The organism is Pseudomonas sp. RIT-To-2 (assembly GCF_029623465.1).
In the GTDB taxonomy this organism is placed as follows: domain Bacteria; phylum Pseudomonadota; class Gammaproteobacteria; order Pseudomonadales; family Pseudomonadaceae; genus Aquipseudomonas; species Aquipseudomonas silvicola.
Map to the genome: position 1 here is coordinate 60,331 of NZ_JAPYKM010000016.1, position 15,836 is coordinate 76,166.

The window sequence follows — 15,836 nt, forward strand, 5'->3', positions numbered from 1 at the left end:
CATTGTGCGATAACCCTTCTCAAGATCTTGTTAAGAAGATTTCACCTTCGACACACTTATTACATGTGGCCCCCATGCGCATTCTGGTCATCGAAGACGACCTGGTTATCCTCGACAACATCACTCGTTACCTGAGCCGCCGTGGCTACATCGTCGACTGCGCCGAGAACGGCGCGCAGGGCCTGGAACTGGCCCGGACCGGCGACTTCGACCTGATCGTGCTCGACCTGATGCTGCCGCGTCTGGACGGCTATAGCCTGTGCCGGCACCTGCGTGAAGAGAGCGGGCGGCGCATTCCGGTGATCATGGTCACCGCCCGCGACACCCTGGAGAACCGCCTGGAAGGCTTCGAGGCCGGGGCTGACGACTACCTGGTGAAGCCGTTCGCCCTGGCGGAACTGGCGGCGCGGGTAAACGCGGTGTTGTTGCGCGCCAGCCCGGCGCAGAAAACCGTGCTGCAGGTGGGCGACCTGTGCCTGGACACCACCACCCTGGCCCTGACCCGCGCCGGCCAGGCGCTGAAACTGCCGCCGGCGCCCCTGCGCCTGCTGATGGCCCTGATGCAGGCCAGCCCTGCCGTGGTAGCCCGGCGCAAACTGGAAGAACTGCTGTGGAGCGATTCGCCACCTGACAGTGACAGCCTGCGTACTCATATCCATCAACTGCGTCACGTCGTCGACAAACCGTTTCCCCTGGCGCTGCTGCGCACCGTGCATGGCATCGGTTACCGGCTGGCCGCCGATGCGTGAAGGGCGCCGCCACAGCCTGGGCCGCCGGCTGATTCTGATCTATGGCCTGGTCAGCCTGCTGACCGGCGCGCTGGTGCTGGGCCTGTCGAATTTCAGCCTCAACCGCCTGGAGATGAGCCTGCAGGAAATCGACATGGGCATCGCCATCGAGCGGGTACGCGAGGAAGTCGCCAACGGCGGCGAGGGCCGGCCCGGGCGCTTCTTCGTCGGCGCGCCTGGCTCGCAGCGTTTCCCGCCCGACCTGCGGCCACTGGCACCCGGCTTCTACAAACTGATGCGCGGCGAGCGGCTGTGGCACGTGCGTGTGCTGGATGAGGACAACCAGCGCTTCCTGTTGATGCGCGACTACACCGACTACGAACATACCCAGACCACCCTGGTGATGGTGGGCCTCATCAGCCTCGGCGGCCTGGTGGTACTGGCCGTGCTGTTGGGGCTGGTGACCACCCGGCGCCTGGTACGGCCCATCGAGCGCCTGGCCGCGCGCATGACCATGCGCGCCAGCCTGCCGCCGTGCAGCCGCCTGGCCACGGACTTCCCCGCGAACGAAATCGGCACCGTGGCACGCGCCTTCGACGAGACCTATAACCACCTGGAGCTGGCATTGCAGCGAGAGCGACTGTTCACCGCCGACGTCGGCCATGAACTGCGCACCCCCATGATGGCCGCCCTGAGTGCCTGCGAAGTGCTGCGCGACGAAGAGCCCCTGAGCACCCCTGCCGACGCGCAACTGCAGCGTATCGAAGCGTCGATACAAGACATGCGCCAGCGCCTGGACACCTACCTGATGCTCGCCCGCGGCGAAGGCGACTGCCTGGGGTTCCCCCGTGCCAGCCTGGCACAGGCGGTGGACGAACAATGGGCGCTGTCACGCGAACGGGCGCAGCGCCTGGGGCTGACGCTGTCGGTCGAGCCGGTGGCCTGTTCGCCCATGGCGCCCGACTACCCGCTGCCACTGCTGCGCACGGTGTTGGGCAACCTGGTGCGCAACGCTTTGCAATACGCAGGGACCGGCAGTGAGATTCGGTTGAGGGTCAGTGATAGCTGGGTCGAGGTGCAGGACAACGGCCCAGGCGTGCCCGCTGACCAGCACGAGGCGATCTTCCTGCCGTTCACGCGCGGCCCGCACCCCAGCGTCGACAACCTCGGCCTGGGGCTGTCGCTGGTCAAGCGCATATGCCTGAGCCAGGGTTGGCGCATCAGCGTGCAATCACCGGAGGTTGGCCCTACCTGCTTTCGGCTGGACTGCGCACCATCCCCGGAATAGAAACAATCATTTCACCTTCTGGATAATTGTTCCTGAAAGAGCTGGGCAGCAGAATGGCCTGGCCCCCTAGCCCTCAGAGAACGACCATGCGCGCCCTGCACCCCACCGTTGCCCCGGCGTTGAGCTTCAACGGCGGTTTCGTCGATACCGTCGGCTTCCTGGCCTTGCAAGGGCTGTTCACCGCCCATGTTACCGGCAACTTCGTCACCCTGGGCGTGAGCATTGTTCATGGCACCTCGGGAGCGCTGGCCAAGCTGCTGGCGCTGCCGGTGTTTATCCTGGTGGTAGGCCTTGCCCACCTTGCCGCCGTCGCCCTCAACCAACGCAACCTGGCTTCACTGCACGTACTGATGGTGGCCCATACCCTGCTGCTGGGGGTATTCATGGGCTGCGCGGTCTGGCTGGGGCCGTTCAATGACGGCGATTCGGTGGCCGCGCTGGCCACCGGCATGGTCGGCGTGGCGGCCATGGCCATCCAGAACGCGCTGTCGCGCCAGCACCTCAAGGCCGCGCCGCCCACCACCCTCATGACCGGCAACGTGACCCAGGCGGCCATCGATATCTTTTCGCTCATGAGCCTGCGCGATACCCGGGAACGCGCTGTCGTGCGCGAGCGTCTGGGGCCGATTGGCCGCAACCTGCTGGGTTTCACCCTGGGCTGCATCGGCTCGGCGCTGCTGTACCTGGCAGTGGGGTTGTGGTGCCTGGTGGTACCGGTGGCGGTGGCCGCCTGGACGTGCGTGATGACCTATGAGGGCCGGGGCGAACTGGCGCAACAGTGAACTCAATGGGGCGACCAACGCCGACCGGAAACGCACGGTGAACCAATGCCGCGCAGCGCCGGTCATTGCTCTAGACCCGGCCCATTCCCACCGGAGACCGCCACCTTGCCCACCCCTTCGTCCCGTCGTAACGGCATGGCGCTGGATGCGCTGAACTTCTTTCTGGCTGACGTGCGCGACGGCCTGGGCCCCTACCTCGCCATCTACCTGCTGGCTGTTCACGAATGGAACGCCGCGCAGATCGGCTGGGTCATGACCCTGGCAGGCCTGGCCGGGTTGGTGGCGCAAACGCCCGCGGGCGCGCTGGTGGATGGCACCGTGGCCAAGCGCGCGGTCGTGACGGTGGCGGCGCTGCTGGTGACCGGCAGTTGCCTCGTGCTGCCCTGGACGTCTTCGTTCACCGCCGTGGCCATGGCCCAGGCACTCAGCGCCGTGGCAGCGTCAGCCTTCGCACCGGCCATCGCTGCGATTTCCCTGGGGCTGATGGGCCCCCGGGCGTTTACCCGCCGTACGGGCCGCAACGAAAGCTTCAACCATGCGGGCAACGCCGTCGCGGCGTTGCTGGCCGGGGGCCTGGCGTTCTGGCTGGGCCCGGTGGCCGTGTTCTACCTGATGGCCTTCATGGCCCTGGCCAGTGTGCTGGCGGTGTGGCAGGTGGACCCCGCCGCCATTGACCATGCCCAGGCCCGCGGGCTGGACGACCCGGCGCATCAGCACCGTGCCCAACCCTCGGCGATCGATGTGTTGCTGGGTAACCGCCCCCTGTTGTTGCTAGCCCTGTGTTGTGCGCTGTTTCACCTGGCCAACGCCGCCATGCTGCCGCTGGTGAGCCAGAAGCTTTCGCTGCAGGACCTGACACTCGCCACCCCATTGACCTCTGCCTGCATCATCGCTGCACAGCTCGTGATGGTTCCCATGGCCTGGCTAGTGGGTGCCCGCGCTGACCAGTGGGGGCGCAAGCCGTTGCTGCTGGCCGGTTTCCTGATTCTGCCGGTGCGCGGGGTGCTCTATACCCTGTCCGATGACCCGTATTGGCTGGTGGCTATCCAGATGCTCGACGGCATCGGTGCCGGCCTGTTCGGCGCGCTGTTGCCCTTGATGGTCAAGGACCTGACCCAGGGCACCGGCCACTTCAACGTCAGCCTCGGCGCGGTGACCACGGCCTTCGGGCTGGGTGCCGCGCTGAGCGGCAGTCTGGCCGGCACCGTGGTGCAGTGGGCCGGTTACAGCGCAGGTTTTCTGACCCTGGCTGGCGTGGCGGCCGTGGCGCTGCTATTGCTGTGGTTGAAGATGCCGGAGACACTGCAGCACCCTACCCGGGTTTCCACCGCCCCCCTTGCCCGAGCCCGCTGAATGCCCTTCACCACAAGCCAATTGATTATCTGGGGGGTGGCGATACTCGCTACCCTGGGCATTCTGCTGCGCCCGTGGCGCTCGCCTGAGTACGCCTGGGCGGCCGGTGCCGCGGTGCTGCTGACGGCAACCGGGATGATTCCCTGGCCAGACGCCCTGCTCGCGGTGGCCAAAGGCGGTGATGTCTATCTGTTCCTCATCGGCATGATGGTGCTGGCTGAACTGGCGAGGCAGAAAGGCCTGTTCGACTGGCTGGCGATGTATGCGGCGCGGCATGCCAAGGGCTCCAGCCAGCGTCTGTTCGACCTGGTCTTTCTGGTAGGCACCCTGGTGACCGTGCTGCTGTCCAACGACGCCACCGCGGTGGTGCTGACGCCGGCAGTGTATGCCGCGGCCCGCGCGGCACGCGCCGAGCCCCTGCCGTATCTGTTCGTGTGCGCCTTCATCGCCAACGCCGCCAGCTTCGTGCTGCCCATTTCCAACCCGGCCAACCTGGTGGTATTCGGCAGCCACATGCCGCCGCTGCTGACCTGGCTGTGGCATTTCAGCCTGCCGTCGCTGGCGGCCATCGGCATGACCTATGGGGTGTTGCGGTTAACCCAGCGAAAAGCCTTGCGCCAGCCCTTGGCCACCGAGTTCGACGTGCAACCTCTGAGTACCAGCGCCCGCCTGACCGCCTGGGGCATCGGCCTGACGGCGGTGGTGCTGTTGCTAGCCTCGGCCCTGGACGCCCAACTGGGCCTGCCAACGTTCTGCGCCGGCCTGGCTACCTTGCTGGGCGTGCACCTGCTGGAGCGCAGCAGCCCGGTGCCGGTGCTGCGCCACGTGGCGTGGGGGGTGTTGCCGCTGGTGGCGGGCTTGTTCGTGCTGGTCGCCGACCTGACCCAGACCGGCGTGACCGCCCACCTCGCCCACGCCCTGGCCGACCTGGCACAGCGGGCGCCCGTGCAGGCGAGCTGGGCCGGTGGACTGTTGGTGGGCATTGCCAGCAACCTGATCAACAACCTGCCCGCGGGGCTGATCGCCGGGTCCATGAACCACATAGCGCCGCTGCCCACCCAGGCCACCGCGGCGCTGCTGATTGGCGTGGACCTGGGGCCGAACCTGTCGGTCACAGGGTCCTTGGCGACGTTGCTGTGGTTGATCGCGGTGCGGCGTGAGGGCGGCCATGTCAGTGCCCTGGGCTTCCTGCGCCTGGGCGCGCTGGTCATGCCACCTGCCCTCCTGGCGGCTTTGGTGTTGCTGACCGCCGTACCCGCCTGAGCGAAGCGGCCAGCCTTCGAAAAAAAAGATATACACTCGATTCCGGCCGCGCCGCGCTCGCCGGGTCGCAGAGGGTGCGCGGCGTGACCGTTCAATGCAGTTCGCCCCTCACTACCGAGCAAGCCCGCCATGATGACCCTGCGCCAGATCCGCCACTTCATCGCCGTGGCCGAGACCGGTTCGATCTCGGCCGCCGCCCAGGCGGTGTTCATTTCCCAGTCAACCCTGACCCTGGCCATCCAGCAACTGGAACAGGAAATCGGCGTGACCCTGTTCAACCGCCACGCCAAGGGCATGACGCTGACCCACCAGGGCCACCAGTTCCTGCGCCAGGCGCACCTGATCCTGGCCACCGTGGACAACGCCAAGCGCAGCCTGCAACAGAGCACCGACCAGGTGGCTGGCCAACTGGTCATCGGCGTGACCAGCCTGGTGGCCGGGTACTACCTGGCCGACCTGCTGACCCGCTTCCAGCGCGCCTACCCCAACGTCGAGCTGCGGGTGATGGAAGACGAGCGCCCCTACATCGAGCACCTGCTGGTCAGCGGCGAGATCGACGTGGGGGTGCTGATCCTCTCCAACCTGGAGGACCGCCACGCGTTGCAAACCGAAGTGCTGACCCACTCGCCCCATCGGCTGTGGCTGCCGGCCCAGCACCCGTTGCTGGAACACGACAGCATCAACCTGGCCGACGTGGCCCGCGAACCGCTGATCCAGCTGAACGTCGACGAGATGGACCACAACGCCCAGCGCATCTGGACCGGCGCGGGCCTGACACCGCGCATCAGCCTGCGCACCGCCTCCACCGAGGCCGTGCGTAGCCTGGTGGCGGCCGGCCTGGGGGTGTCGATACAGCCGGACATGACCTACCGGCCCTGGTCGCTGGAGGGCGACATCATCGAGGCGCGGCCCCTGGCCGACCTCACCCAGACCCTCGACGTGGGCCTGGCCTGGCGCCGTGGCACGGCGCGGCCGGCCTTGGTGGACCCGTTCCTGACCGTGGCCCGCGAGCAACCTCACAACGGCCGCCGGGTATCGATTTAATCGAACGCTGCATTCAGTATTTAGAATTTGTCGCCCACCCGCCCGCGCACTAGTCTCTACCCACCGAGACAATCCGTGCCCGGGCCGTTTCCCAGGAACCTGCCCGTGAGCCCAAAAGAACAGAGACCTCGCAGAATGGCTGGCACTTCCCTCCCCGAGCTGTGTACCGCGCTGCTGATCGACGGCGAGCTGGTGGCCGGCAACGGCCGAGTGGAGGCCATCATCAACCCGGCCACCGCCGAGGTGCTGACCCACATCGCCGAGGCCAGCGCCGAGCAAGTGGAAAGTGCCATCCTGGCCGCCCACTACGCCTTTGCCGGCTGGTCGCGCACTACCCCGCAGCAACGCGCCAACCTGCTGCTGGAAATCGCCGACGCCGTGGCCCGGCAGGCCGACCACCTGGCCCGCCTGGAAGCGCTTAACTGCGGCAAGCCCTTGCACCTGGCACGCCAGGACGACCTCAACGCTACCGTCGATGTGTTCCGTTTCTTCGCTGGCGCCGTACGCTGCCAGACCGGCCAGCTGGCCGGCGAATACGTGCCCGGCTATACCAGCATGGTGCGCCGTGACCCCATCGGCGTGGTGGCCTCCATCGCGCCGTGGAATTACCCGATCATGATGGCCGCCTGGAAGATCGCGCCGGCCCTGGCCGCCGGCAATACCCTGGTGTTCAAGCCGTCCGAGCACACGCCGCTGTCGATCCTGGCACTGGCGCCGGCCCTGGCGCAGATTCTGCCGCGCGGTGTGCTGAACATTGTCTGCGGTGGCGGTGAGGGCGTGGGCAGCCACCTGGTGGGCCATGCCAAGGTGCGCATGGTGTCGCTGACTGGCGATATCGTCACCGGCCAGAAGATCCTGCAGGCCGCGTCCAGGACCCTCAAGCGCACGCACCTGGAACTGGGCGGCAAGGCGCCGGTGATCGTCTGCAATGATGCTGACCTGCAGGCCGTGGTCGAAGGCGTGCGCAACTATGGCTACTACAACGCCGGCCAGGATTGCACCGCCGCCTGCCGCGTGTATGCCCAGGCTGGCATCCATGACCGGCTGGTCAGCGAACTGGGCGCCGCGGTTGGCAAGCTGCGCTTTGCCAGCAAGCGCGACGCCGACAACGAGCTGGGCCCGCTGATCAGTTCGCGCCAGCGCGACCGGGTGGCCAGCTTTGTGGAACGCGCCCTGAGCCAGCCGCACATCGAGCGTATCACCGGGGCCGCCGTGCATTCGGGACCCGGTTTTTTCTACCAGCCGACGCTGCTGGCCGGCTGTCGGCAAACCGATGAGATCGTGCAGCGCGAAGTGTTCGGGCCGGTGGTCACCGTCACCCGTTTTGACGAACTGAGCCAGGCAGTGGACTGGGCCAACGACTCCGAATACGGCCTGGCCTCTTCGGTATGGACCCACAACCTGGACAAGGCCCTGCAAGTCGCCGCGCGGCTGCAATACGGCTGCACCTGGATCAACAGCCATTTCATGCTGGCCAGCGAGATGCCCCATGGCGGCCTGAAACGGTCCGGCTACGGCAAGGACCTGTCCAGCGATTCACTGCACGACTACAGCGTTGTGCGCCACATCATGGCCCGCCATGGGGAGCACCTCTGACCACGAAACGCCACACACCACTACGCTAATAATCAGCCTGCTGAAGGCCGCTTCACCGGTTCGCTACTGCCCCGACCATAATTTGAAGAAGAGGGTTACCATGCACCAGCACAAGACTGCATTGCTCAGCGCCTTGACCACCGCCTTGCTGGCCAGCGCCAGCCTGCAGGCCGCCGAACCGCTCAAGGCGGTGGGTGCCGGCGAGGGGCAGCTGGATATCGTTGCCTGGCCGGGCTATATCGAACGGGGCGAAAGCGACAAGAACTATGACTGGGTGACCGGGTTCGAGAAAGAGACTGGGTGCAAGGTCAACGTCAAGACCGCGGCCACCTCCGACGAGATGGTCAGCCTGATGGCCAAGGGCGGTTACGACCTGGTGACCGCCTCGGGCGATGCTTCCCTGCGGCTGGTGGCCGGCAAGCGCGTACAGCCGATCAACACGGCGCTGATCCCCAACTGGAAGAACCTCGACCCGCGTCTCAAGGACGGCCCCTGGTACGTGGTCAATGGCCAGACCTACGGCACCCCTTACCAATGGGGGCCCAATGTTCTGCTGTACAACACCAACACCTTCAAGACCGCGCCCACCAGCTGGGGCGTGGTGTTCGACGCGCAGAACCTGCCCGATGGCAAGCCCAACAAGGGCCGTGTGCAGGCCTATGACGGGCCGATCTACATCGCCGACGCCGCGCTGTACCTCAAGAGCGCCAAGCCCGAGCTGGGCATCCAGAACCCCTACGAATTGACCGAAACCCAGTACAAGGCCGTGCTCGACCTGCTGCGGGCCCAGCACGCCCTGGTGCACCGCTACTGGCATGACGCGACCGTGCAGATGAGCGACGTGAAGAACGAGGGCGTGGTGGCGTCCAGCTCCTGGGGCTACATGGTCAACGGCCTGAAAGCCGACAACCAGCCCGTGGCCTCGACCATTCCCAAGGAGGGCGCCACCGGCTGGGCCGACACCACCATGCTGCACGCCGAAGCGGCGCACCCCAACTGCGCCTACAAGTGGATGGACTGGTCGCTGCAACCCAAGGTGCAAGGGGACGTGGCCGCCTGGTTCGGCTCGTTGCCAGCGGTACCGGCCGCCTGCCAGGGCAGCGAACTGCTGGGGGCCGAAGGCTGCAAGACCAACGGCTTCGACCAGTTCGACAAGATCGCCTTCTGGAAAACCCCGCAGGCCGAGGGCGGCAAGTTCGTGCCGTACAGCCGCTGGACCCAGGACTACATCGCGATCATGGGCGGCCGCTGAGGCCCCCATTCGTGTAGCCGCTGCCCAAGGCTGCGGCTACGACGGTGTCTGCCGTACCTTTCGGAGTAGCGCATCATGACGCTTGCAGTCCAGTTCACCCAGGTTTCCCGCGTGTTCGGCGAGGTGAAGGCCGTCGACCGGGTTTCCATCGATATCCAGGACGGCGAGTTCTTTTCCATGCTCGGCCCGTCCGGCTCGGGCAAGACCACGTGCCTGCGCCTGATCGCCGGGTTCGAGCAGCCCAGCGCCGGCTCCATCCGCATTCATGGCGCCGAGGCGGCCGGGTTGCCGCCCTACCAGCGTGACGTGAACACCGTGTTCCAGGATTACGCGCTGTTCCCGCACATGAACGTGCGCGACAACGTGGCCTACGGCCTGAAAGTGAAGGGTGTGGGCAAGCAGGAACGCCTTGGCCGGGCCGAGGAGGCGCTGAACATGGTGGCCCTGGGTGGCTACGGCGAGCGCAAGCCGGTGCAATTGTCGGGCGGCCAGCGCCAGCGCGTGGCCCTGGCCCGGGCACTGGTCAACCGTCCCCGCGTGTTGCTGCTCGACGAACCCTTGGGGGCCCTGGACCTGAAACTGCGCGAGCAGATGCAGGGCGAGCTGAAGAAACTCCAGCGCCAGCTGGGCATCACCTTCATTTTCGTCACCCACGACCAGACCGAAGCCCTGTCCATGTCCGACCGGGTGGCGGTGTTCAACAAAGGCCGCATCGAGCAGGTCGACAGCCCGCGCAACCTGTACATGAAACCGGCCACTACCTTTGTCGCTGAATTCGTCGGCACTTCCAACGTGCTGCGCGGCGAAACGGCGCGGCAGTTGACCGGCAGCGAGTTGCCTTTCTCCATCCGCCCGGAGCACATCCGCTTCGGCGAAGTGGCCACGCCCCACGAAATACAGGTCAACGGCCTGCTGCATGACATTCAGTACCAGGGCAGTTCGACCCGCTACGAACTCAAGCTGGACAACGGCCAGCTCATCGCCATCAGCCAGGCGAACAACCAGTGGCAGGAACCGAGCATCGTCCTGCAACCCGGCCAGCGCCTGAATGCGCGCTGGGCGCGGGACGCCATGACCGTGCTGCGTGAAACCGAGGGCCTGTGACATGAGCCTGGTCCTGGAAAAACCTGCACCAACGGTTGACGTACCGCCCCTTCGGCGGCTGTGGACCCTGCTGTACCGCAAGCCCAACTTGTACCTGTCATTGCTGCTGGTGCCGCCGCTGCTGTGGTTCGGCGCCATTTACCTGGGCTCGTTGCTGAACCTGCTGTGGCAAGGCTTCTACACCTTCGACGACTTCAGCATGACGGTCACCCCTGACCTGACCCTGGCCAACTTCGCCGCGCTGTTCAACCCGTCGAACTTCGACATCATCCAGCGCACCCTCGGCATGGCCGTGGCGGTGTCCATCGCCAGCGCCGTGGTGGCCTTCCCCATCGCCTACTACATGGCGCGCTACACCCAGGGCAAGACCAAGGCGTTCTTCTACATCGCGGTGATGATGCCCATGTGGGCCAGCTACATCGTCAAGGCCTACGCCTGGACCCTGCTGCTGGCCAAGGGTGGCGTGGCCCAGTGGTTTGTCCAGCACCTGGGGCTGGGGCCGGTTCTGCAAGCCGTGCTGGGCCTGCCGGGCATTGGCGGCAGCACGCTGTCCACGTCGAACCTGGGGCGTTTCCTGGTGTTCGTGTACATCTGGCTGCCGTTCATGATCCTGCCGATCCAGGCGTCCCTGGAACGCTTGCCGCCCTCGCTGCTGCAAGCTTCCGCGGACCTGGGCGCGACACCGCGCCAGACTTTCCTGCAAGTGGTGCTGCCGCTGTCGGTACCCGGCATCGCCGCCGGCTCCATCTTCACGTTTTCCCTGACCCTGGGCGACTTCATCGTGCCGCAACTGATCGGCCCGCCCGGCTACTTCATCGGCAGCATGGTCTACGCCCAGCAAGGGGCCATCGGCAACATGCCCATGGCTGCGGCGTTCACCCTGGTGCCCATCGTGCTGATCGCGGTGTACCTGTCCATCGTCAAACGCCTGGGGGCCTTCGATGCACTCTGACAAAGCCTCCTGGGGCCTGCGCCTCGCCGCGTGGGGCGGGCTGGTGTTCCTGCATTTTCCCATCCTGATCATCTTCCTGTACGCCTTCAACACCGAAGACGCGGCCTTCAGCTTTCCGCCCCAGGGCTTCACCCTGAAGTGGTTCAGCGTGGCCTTCGCCCGCACCGACGTGCTGGAGGCCATCAAGCTGTCGCTGCAGGTAGCGTGCGTGGCGACGCTGATCGCCATCGTGCTCGGCACCCTGGCGTCGGCGGCGCTGTACCGGCGCGACTTCTTCGGCAAGGACGGTATCTCGCTGATGCTGATCCTGCCCATCGCCCTGCCCGGCATCATCACCGGTATCGCTTTGCTGGCCGCGTTCAAGCGCCTGGGCATCGAACCGGGCATGTTCACCATCATCGTCGGCCACGCCACGTTCTGCGTGGTGATCGTCTACAACAACGTCATCGCCCGCCTGCGCCGCACCTCCCACAGCCTGATCGAAGCATCCATGGACCTGGGCGCCGACGGCTGGCAGACCTTTCGCTACATCATCCTGCCCAACCTGGGCTCGGCGCTGCTGGCCGGCGGCATGCTGGCGTTCGCGCTGTCATTCGACGAGATCATCGTCACCACCTTCACCGCCGGCCACGAGCGCACGCTGCCGATCTGGTTGCTCAACCAGCTCAGCCGCCCACGCGACGTACCGGTGACCAACGTGGTCGCCATGCTGGTGATGCTGGTGACCATGCTGCCCATCCTGGGCGCCTACTACCTGACACGTGGCGGTGAAAGCGTGGCTGGCAGCGGCGGCAAATAACACCTGCACAGGGGAACAGACCATGCAAACGCAACTGCTGATCAACGGCCACCTGGTGACCGGCGAAGGCCCGGCACAGGCCGTGTTCAACCCGGCCCTGGGCCGGGTGCTGATCGAAATCAACGAGGCTACCGAAGGCCAGGTGGACGCGGCGGTACGCGCCGCCGATGCTGCCTTCGATGGCTGGTCGCAGACCCCGCCGAAAGACCGCGCCCTGCTGCTGCTCAAACTGGCCGATGCCATTGAAACCCACGGCGAAGAGCTGGCCAAGCTGGAGTCGGACAACTGCGGCAAGCCCTACAGCGCGGCGTTGAATGACGAGATTCCGGCCATCGCCGACGTCTTCCGCTTTTTCGCCGGCGCCACCCGCTGCATGAGCGGCTCGGCGGCCGGTGAATACCTGCCGGGGCACACCTCGATGATCCGCCGGGACCCCGTGGGTGTCATCGCCTCCATCGCGCCATGGAACTACCCGTTGATGATGGTGGCCTGGAAGATCGCCCCAGCCCTGGCCGCAGGCAACACGGTGGTGCTCAAGCCGTCCGAGCAAACCCCGTTGACCGCCCTGCGCCTGGCGCAACTGGCCAACGACATTTTCCCTGCCGGGGTGTTGAACCTGGTGTTCGGCCGGGGCCACACCGTGGGCCAACCGCTGGTCACGCACCCCAAGGTGCGCATGGTGTCGCTGACCGGGTCCATCGCCACCGGCTCGAACATCATCTCCAGCACCAGCGACAGCGTGAAACGCATGCACATGGAACTGGGCGGCAAAGCGCCGGTGATCATTTTCGACGATGCCGACATCGACGCAGCCGTGGAAGGCATCCGCACCTTCGGTTTCTACAACGCCGGCCAGGACTGCACCGCGGCGTGCCGTATCTATGCGCAAGCAGGCATTTACGAGCAGTTCGTGGAAAAGCTCGGCGCCGCGGTCAGCAGCATCAAGCATGGCCTGCAGGACGACCCGACGACCGAACTGGGCCCGCTGATCACCGCGCAGCACCGTGATCGGGTAGCCGCCTTCGTCGAGCGCGCCGTGGCGCAGCCGCACATCCGGTTGGTCACCGGCGGCAAGGCGGTGGACGGCAATGGCTACTTCTTCCAGCCCACGGTACTGGCCGACGCCCAGCAGGACGACGAGATCGTGCGCCGCGAGGTGTTCGGGCCGGTGGTGTCGGTGACGCGCTTCGACGACGAAGCGCAGGTGCTGGGCTGGGCCAATGATTCGGACTATGGGCTGGCTTCCTCGGTATGGACCCGTGACCTGGGCCGCGCCCACCGCTTGAGCGCGCGCCTGCAATACGGCTGCACCTGGGTAAACACGCATTTCATGCTGGTCAGCGAGATGCCCCATGGTGGGCAGAAGCTGTCGGGGTATGGCAAGGACATGTCCATGTACGGCCTTGAGGACTACACCACTGTGCGGCACGTCATGTTCAAGCACTGATCGCCTCCCGCACCTCATACAACAATGATCCGGGGTGTGCCTTTCGGGCACCACCCACGGGCACCCTGCAACCTGAATCTGCCGATTCTTTCGGAGCACACACATGAGCGTCACCCCTGACATGGCAGCCGTCGACCACGATGCCGAGCAGCTCAGGCAACTGGGCTACACCTCCAACTTCAACCGCAGCATGAGCCTGTGGGAAAACTTCGCCCTGGGCTTCACCTACCTCTCGCCCGTGGTGGGCGTGTACACCCTGTTCGGCCTGTGCCTGGCCGCAGGCGGGCCGCCGATGTTTTGGGCCTACCTGCTGGTGGGGCTGGGCCAGATGCTGGTGTGCCTGATCTTCGGCGAAGTGGTGTCGCAATTCCCGATTTCCGGCGGCGTGTACCCATGGGCCAGGCGCCTGGTGGGCAAGCGCTGGGCGTGGATGGTGGGCTGGATCTACTCCATCGCCCTGTGCGTGACCATCGCCGCCGTGGCCGTGGGCGCCGGGCCGTATCTGGCGGTGATGCTGGGCTTCGAACCAAGCAACACCACCAACATCGTCATCGCCCTGGTGCTGACCTTGCTGGCCACCCTGGTCAACCTCAGCGGCACCAAGATGCTGGCGCGCATCGCCATGTTCGGCTTCCTGTGCGAATTGCTGGGCGCGTTGATCGTCGGTATCTACCTGCTGATCTTCGAACGCCACCAGCCATTCAGCGTACTGTGGAATACCTTCGACATCCGCGTCGACGGCTCCTACCTGCCGGCCTTTCTGACCGCCTCGCTCGCAGGGATGTTCCTGTACTACGGCTTCGAAGCCTGCGGCGACGTGGCCGAGGAAACCCCCAACCCCAGCAAGCGCATTCCGGTGGCCATGCGCATGACCATCTACATCGGCGGCATCTCGGCGATGTTCGCCTGCCTGGCGTTGATCCTCGCCGTGCCTGACATGCAGGCGGTCATCAACGGGACCGACAAGGACCCGGTGACTACGGTACTGAACAACGCGTTTGGCAGCGTCGGTTCGCGGGTGGTGATGGCCGTGGTGATGGTGTCGTTCATTTCCTGCGTGATCAGCCTGCAAGCTGCCGCCAGCCGTCTGCTGTACTCCTACGCCCGTGACGAGATGGTCATCGGCAGCCGGTTGCTCAAGCGCCTGTCGGCCACCACCCAGGTGCCGGTCAACGCGCTGCTGGTGGCGGGCGTGTTGCCGGCACTGATCATCATTCTTGGTTTCTTCCTGCAGGACGCCGTGGCCACCATCGTCAGCTTCGCGGCGATCGGCATCTACCTGGCCTTCCAGATGATCGTGCTGGGCGCGCTGTACGCCCGCCTGCGCGGCTGGAAGCCCAGTGGCCAGTTCAACCTGGGGCGCTGGGGGTTGCTGGTGAACGTCGGTGCACTGGTGTACGGCGTGGGCGCCATCATCAACATGGCCTGGCCGCGCACCCCGGACGCTACCTGGTACGTGAACTACGCGATGGTGGTGACCACCGCGGTGGTGATCGGCCTGGGGCTGCTGTACATGTGGCTGGCCAAACCCTACGACCACGGCACCGCGCCCGCAGGCGACGCCTGGAAAATCGGGCATCAAGGCCCCACGGAAGCAGCACGAGCAACCCTGTAGACCAGGCGCCGCGGTAGGTCTGAACCACTGCGGTAGCCGCTTCCCGAGCTTCGCCCGGTCCCACAAAAAACAGCCGCACAATCCAGTAGGACCGGGCGCAAGCTCGGGAAACCGGCGCCGCGGTAGGCCTGAACCACCGCGGTAGCCGCTTCCCGAGCTTCGCCCGGTCCCATAAAAAAACAGCACGTGCAATGCTGTGGGACCGGGCGCAAGCTCGGGAAACAGGCGCCGCGGTAGGCCTGAACCACCGCGGTGGCCGCTTCCGGAGCTTCGCCCGGTCCTTCAAAAGCAGCACGCGCAACGCTGTGGGACCGGGCGGCGTGCTGCCTTAGGGCAGCTCCTGCGCGCTCAACCGAAAGCCGCTCGAGTCCTCGCTGTAGTCCGCACACTCCCCGCGCCACCCCTGGACCATGCACTTCACCCTGTCCGTGACCTTGCCGCGGTGGGTCACCCGCAGGCAACTGCGGTACTCATAGGGCACCAGCCGCCCCAGGTGCAGCTCGCACCAGCCGCTACCGTCATAAATCCTCGCACACACATAACCCGGTTGCCTCGGCCGCTTCGGTGCGTCACCTTCCACTGTCGGCACGCTCACCTCGCGCCAATACAGATA

General features: G+C 65.7%; 13 protein-coding genes. All 13 read left to right on the top strand.

The window, feature by feature from the left end:
• The first annotated feature begins 74 nt into the window (after positions 1 to 74).
• The 13 genes from QBK88_RS16165 to QBK88_RS16225 all read left to right on the top strand — a co-directional run bounded on the left by QBK88_RS16165 (position 75) and on the right by QBK88_RS16225 (position 15,223).
• On the top strand, positions 75 to 749 hold the full coding sequence (locus QBK88_RS16165; protein WP_277962822.1) for a response regulator transcription factor: 675 nt from the start codon (positions 75 to 77) through the stop codon (positions 747 to 749).
• Entirely contained in the window at positions 715 to 2,016 is a 1,302-nt protein-coding gene (locus QBK88_RS16170; RefSeq protein ID WP_277962823.1) for a sensor histidine kinase, read from the top strand. Before QBK88_RS16165 ends, QBK88_RS16170 begins: the two co-directional genes overlap by 35 nt.
• A gap of 86 nt (positions 2,017 to 2,102) precedes the next feature.
• Complete coding sequence (locus QBK88_RS16175) at positions 2,103 to 2,798, top strand: YoaK family protein (RefSeq protein WP_277962824.1); 696 nt, start codon at positions 2,103 to 2,105, stop codon at positions 2,796 to 2,798.
• A gap of 135 nt (positions 2,799 to 2,933) precedes the next feature.
• Entirely contained in the window at positions 2,934 to 4,151 is a 1,218-nt protein-coding gene (locus QBK88_RS16180) for an MFS transporter (RefSeq protein ID WP_277962877.1), read from the top strand.
• Entirely contained in the window at positions 4,152 to 5,414 is a 1,263-nt protein-coding gene (locus QBK88_RS16185; RefSeq protein WP_277962825.1) for an arsenic transporter, read from the top strand.
• A gap of 129 nt (positions 5,415 to 5,543) precedes the next feature.
• Positions 5,544 to 6,458, top strand: a complete 915-nt coding sequence (locus QBK88_RS16190; protein WP_176570027.1) for a LysR family transcriptional regulator — start codon at positions 5,544 to 5,546, stop codon at positions 6,456 to 6,458.
• A 135-nt stretch (positions 6,459 to 6,593) separates the two neighbouring features.
• Positions 6,594 to 8,054, top strand: coding sequence for a gamma-aminobutyraldehyde dehydrogenase (locus tag QBK88_RS16195; protein WP_277962826.1), 1,461 nt, complete (start codon positions 6,594 to 6,596; stop codon positions 8,052 to 8,054).
• 100 nt (positions 8,055 to 8,154) lie between these two features.
• Positions 8,155 to 9,306, top strand: coding sequence for a putative ABC transporter substrate-binding protein YdcS (gene ydcS, locus QBK88_RS16200; protein ID WP_277962827.1), 1,152 nt, complete (start codon positions 8,155 to 8,157; stop codon positions 9,304 to 9,306).
• Positions 9,307 to 9,381: 75 nt separating this feature from the next.
• On the top strand, positions 9,382 to 10,410 hold the full coding sequence (locus tag QBK88_RS16205) for an ABC transporter ATP-binding protein (RefSeq protein WP_277962828.1): 1,029 nt from the start codon (positions 9,382 to 9,384) through the stop codon (positions 10,408 to 10,410).
• Between the two features lies 1 nt (position 10,411).
• Positions 10,412 to 11,362 carry an ABC transporter permease gene (locus tag QBK88_RS16210; protein ID WP_277962829.1) on the top strand — a complete coding sequence of 317 codons (951 nt, stop codon included), beginning with the start codon at positions 10,412 to 10,414 and terminating at the stop codon, positions 11,360 to 11,362.
• Positions 11,352 to 12,161 (top strand): ABC transporter permease, encoded by an 810-nt coding sequence (locus QBK88_RS16215; protein ID WP_277962830.1) that lies wholly within the window; start codon positions 11,352 to 11,354, stop codon positions 12,159 to 12,161. The genes QBK88_RS16210 and QBK88_RS16215 overlap by 11 nt, the downstream gene beginning before the upstream one ends.
• A 22-nt stretch (positions 12,162 to 12,183) precedes the next feature.
• Positions 12,184 to 13,608, top strand: a complete 1,425-nt coding sequence (locus tag QBK88_RS16220; protein ID WP_277962831.1) for a gamma-aminobutyraldehyde dehydrogenase — start codon at positions 12,184 to 12,186, stop codon at positions 13,606 to 13,608.
• Positions 13,609 to 13,711: 103 nt separating this feature from the next.
• Positions 13,712 to 15,223, top strand: coding sequence for an amino acid permease (locus QBK88_RS16225; RefSeq protein ID WP_277962832.1), 1,512 nt, complete (start codon positions 13,712 to 13,714; stop codon positions 15,221 to 15,223).
• Positions 15,224 to 15,836: the final 613 nt, after the last annotated feature.

Bases quoted from the DNA above. Each gene is read 5' to 3' on its own strand.
- QBK88_RS16165 (WP_277962822.1), top strand. From the start codon at position 75: ATGCGCATTCTGGTCATCGAAGACGACCTGGTTATCCTCGACAACATC.
- QBK88_RS16170 (WP_277962823.1), top strand. From the start codon at position 715: ATGGCATCGGTTACCGGCTGGCCGCCGATGCGTGAAGGGCGCCGCCAC.
- QBK88_RS16175 (WP_277962824.1), top strand. From the start codon at position 2,103: ATGCGCGCCCTGCACCCCACCGTTGCCCCGGCGTTGAGCTTCAACGGC.
- QBK88_RS16180 (WP_277962877.1), top strand. From the start codon at position 2,934: ATGGCGCTGGATGCGCTGAACTTCTTTCTGGCTGACGTGCGCGACGGC.
- QBK88_RS16185 (WP_277962825.1), top strand. From the start codon at position 4,152: ATGCCCTTCACCACAAGCCAATTGATTATCTGGGGGGTGGCGATACTC.
- QBK88_RS16190 (WP_176570027.1), top strand. From the start codon at position 5,544: ATGATGACCCTGCGCCAGATCCGCCACTTCATCGCCGTGGCCGAGACC.
- QBK88_RS16195 (WP_277962826.1), top strand. From the start codon at position 6,594: ATGGCTGGCACTTCCCTCCCCGAGCTGTGTACCGCGCTGCTGATCGAC.
- ydcS (WP_277962827.1), top strand. From the start codon at position 8,155: ATGCACCAGCACAAGACTGCATTGCTCAGCGCCTTGACCACCGCCTTG.
- QBK88_RS16205 (WP_277962828.1), top strand. From the start codon at position 9,382: ATGACGCTTGCAGTCCAGTTCACCCAGGTTTCCCGCGTGTTCGGCGAG.
- QBK88_RS16210 (WP_277962829.1), top strand. From the start codon at position 10,412: ATGAGCCTGGTCCTGGAAAAACCTGCACCAACGGTTGACGTACCGCCC.
- QBK88_RS16215 (WP_277962830.1), top strand. From the start codon at position 11,352: ATGCACTCTGACAAAGCCTCCTGGGGCCTGCGCCTCGCCGCGTGGGGC.
- QBK88_RS16220 (WP_277962831.1), top strand. From the start codon at position 12,184: ATGCAAACGCAACTGCTGATCAACGGCCACCTGGTGACCGGCGAAGGC.
- QBK88_RS16225 (WP_277962832.1), top strand. From the start codon at position 13,712: ATGAGCGTCACCCCTGACATGGCAGCCGTCGACCACGATGCCGAGCAG.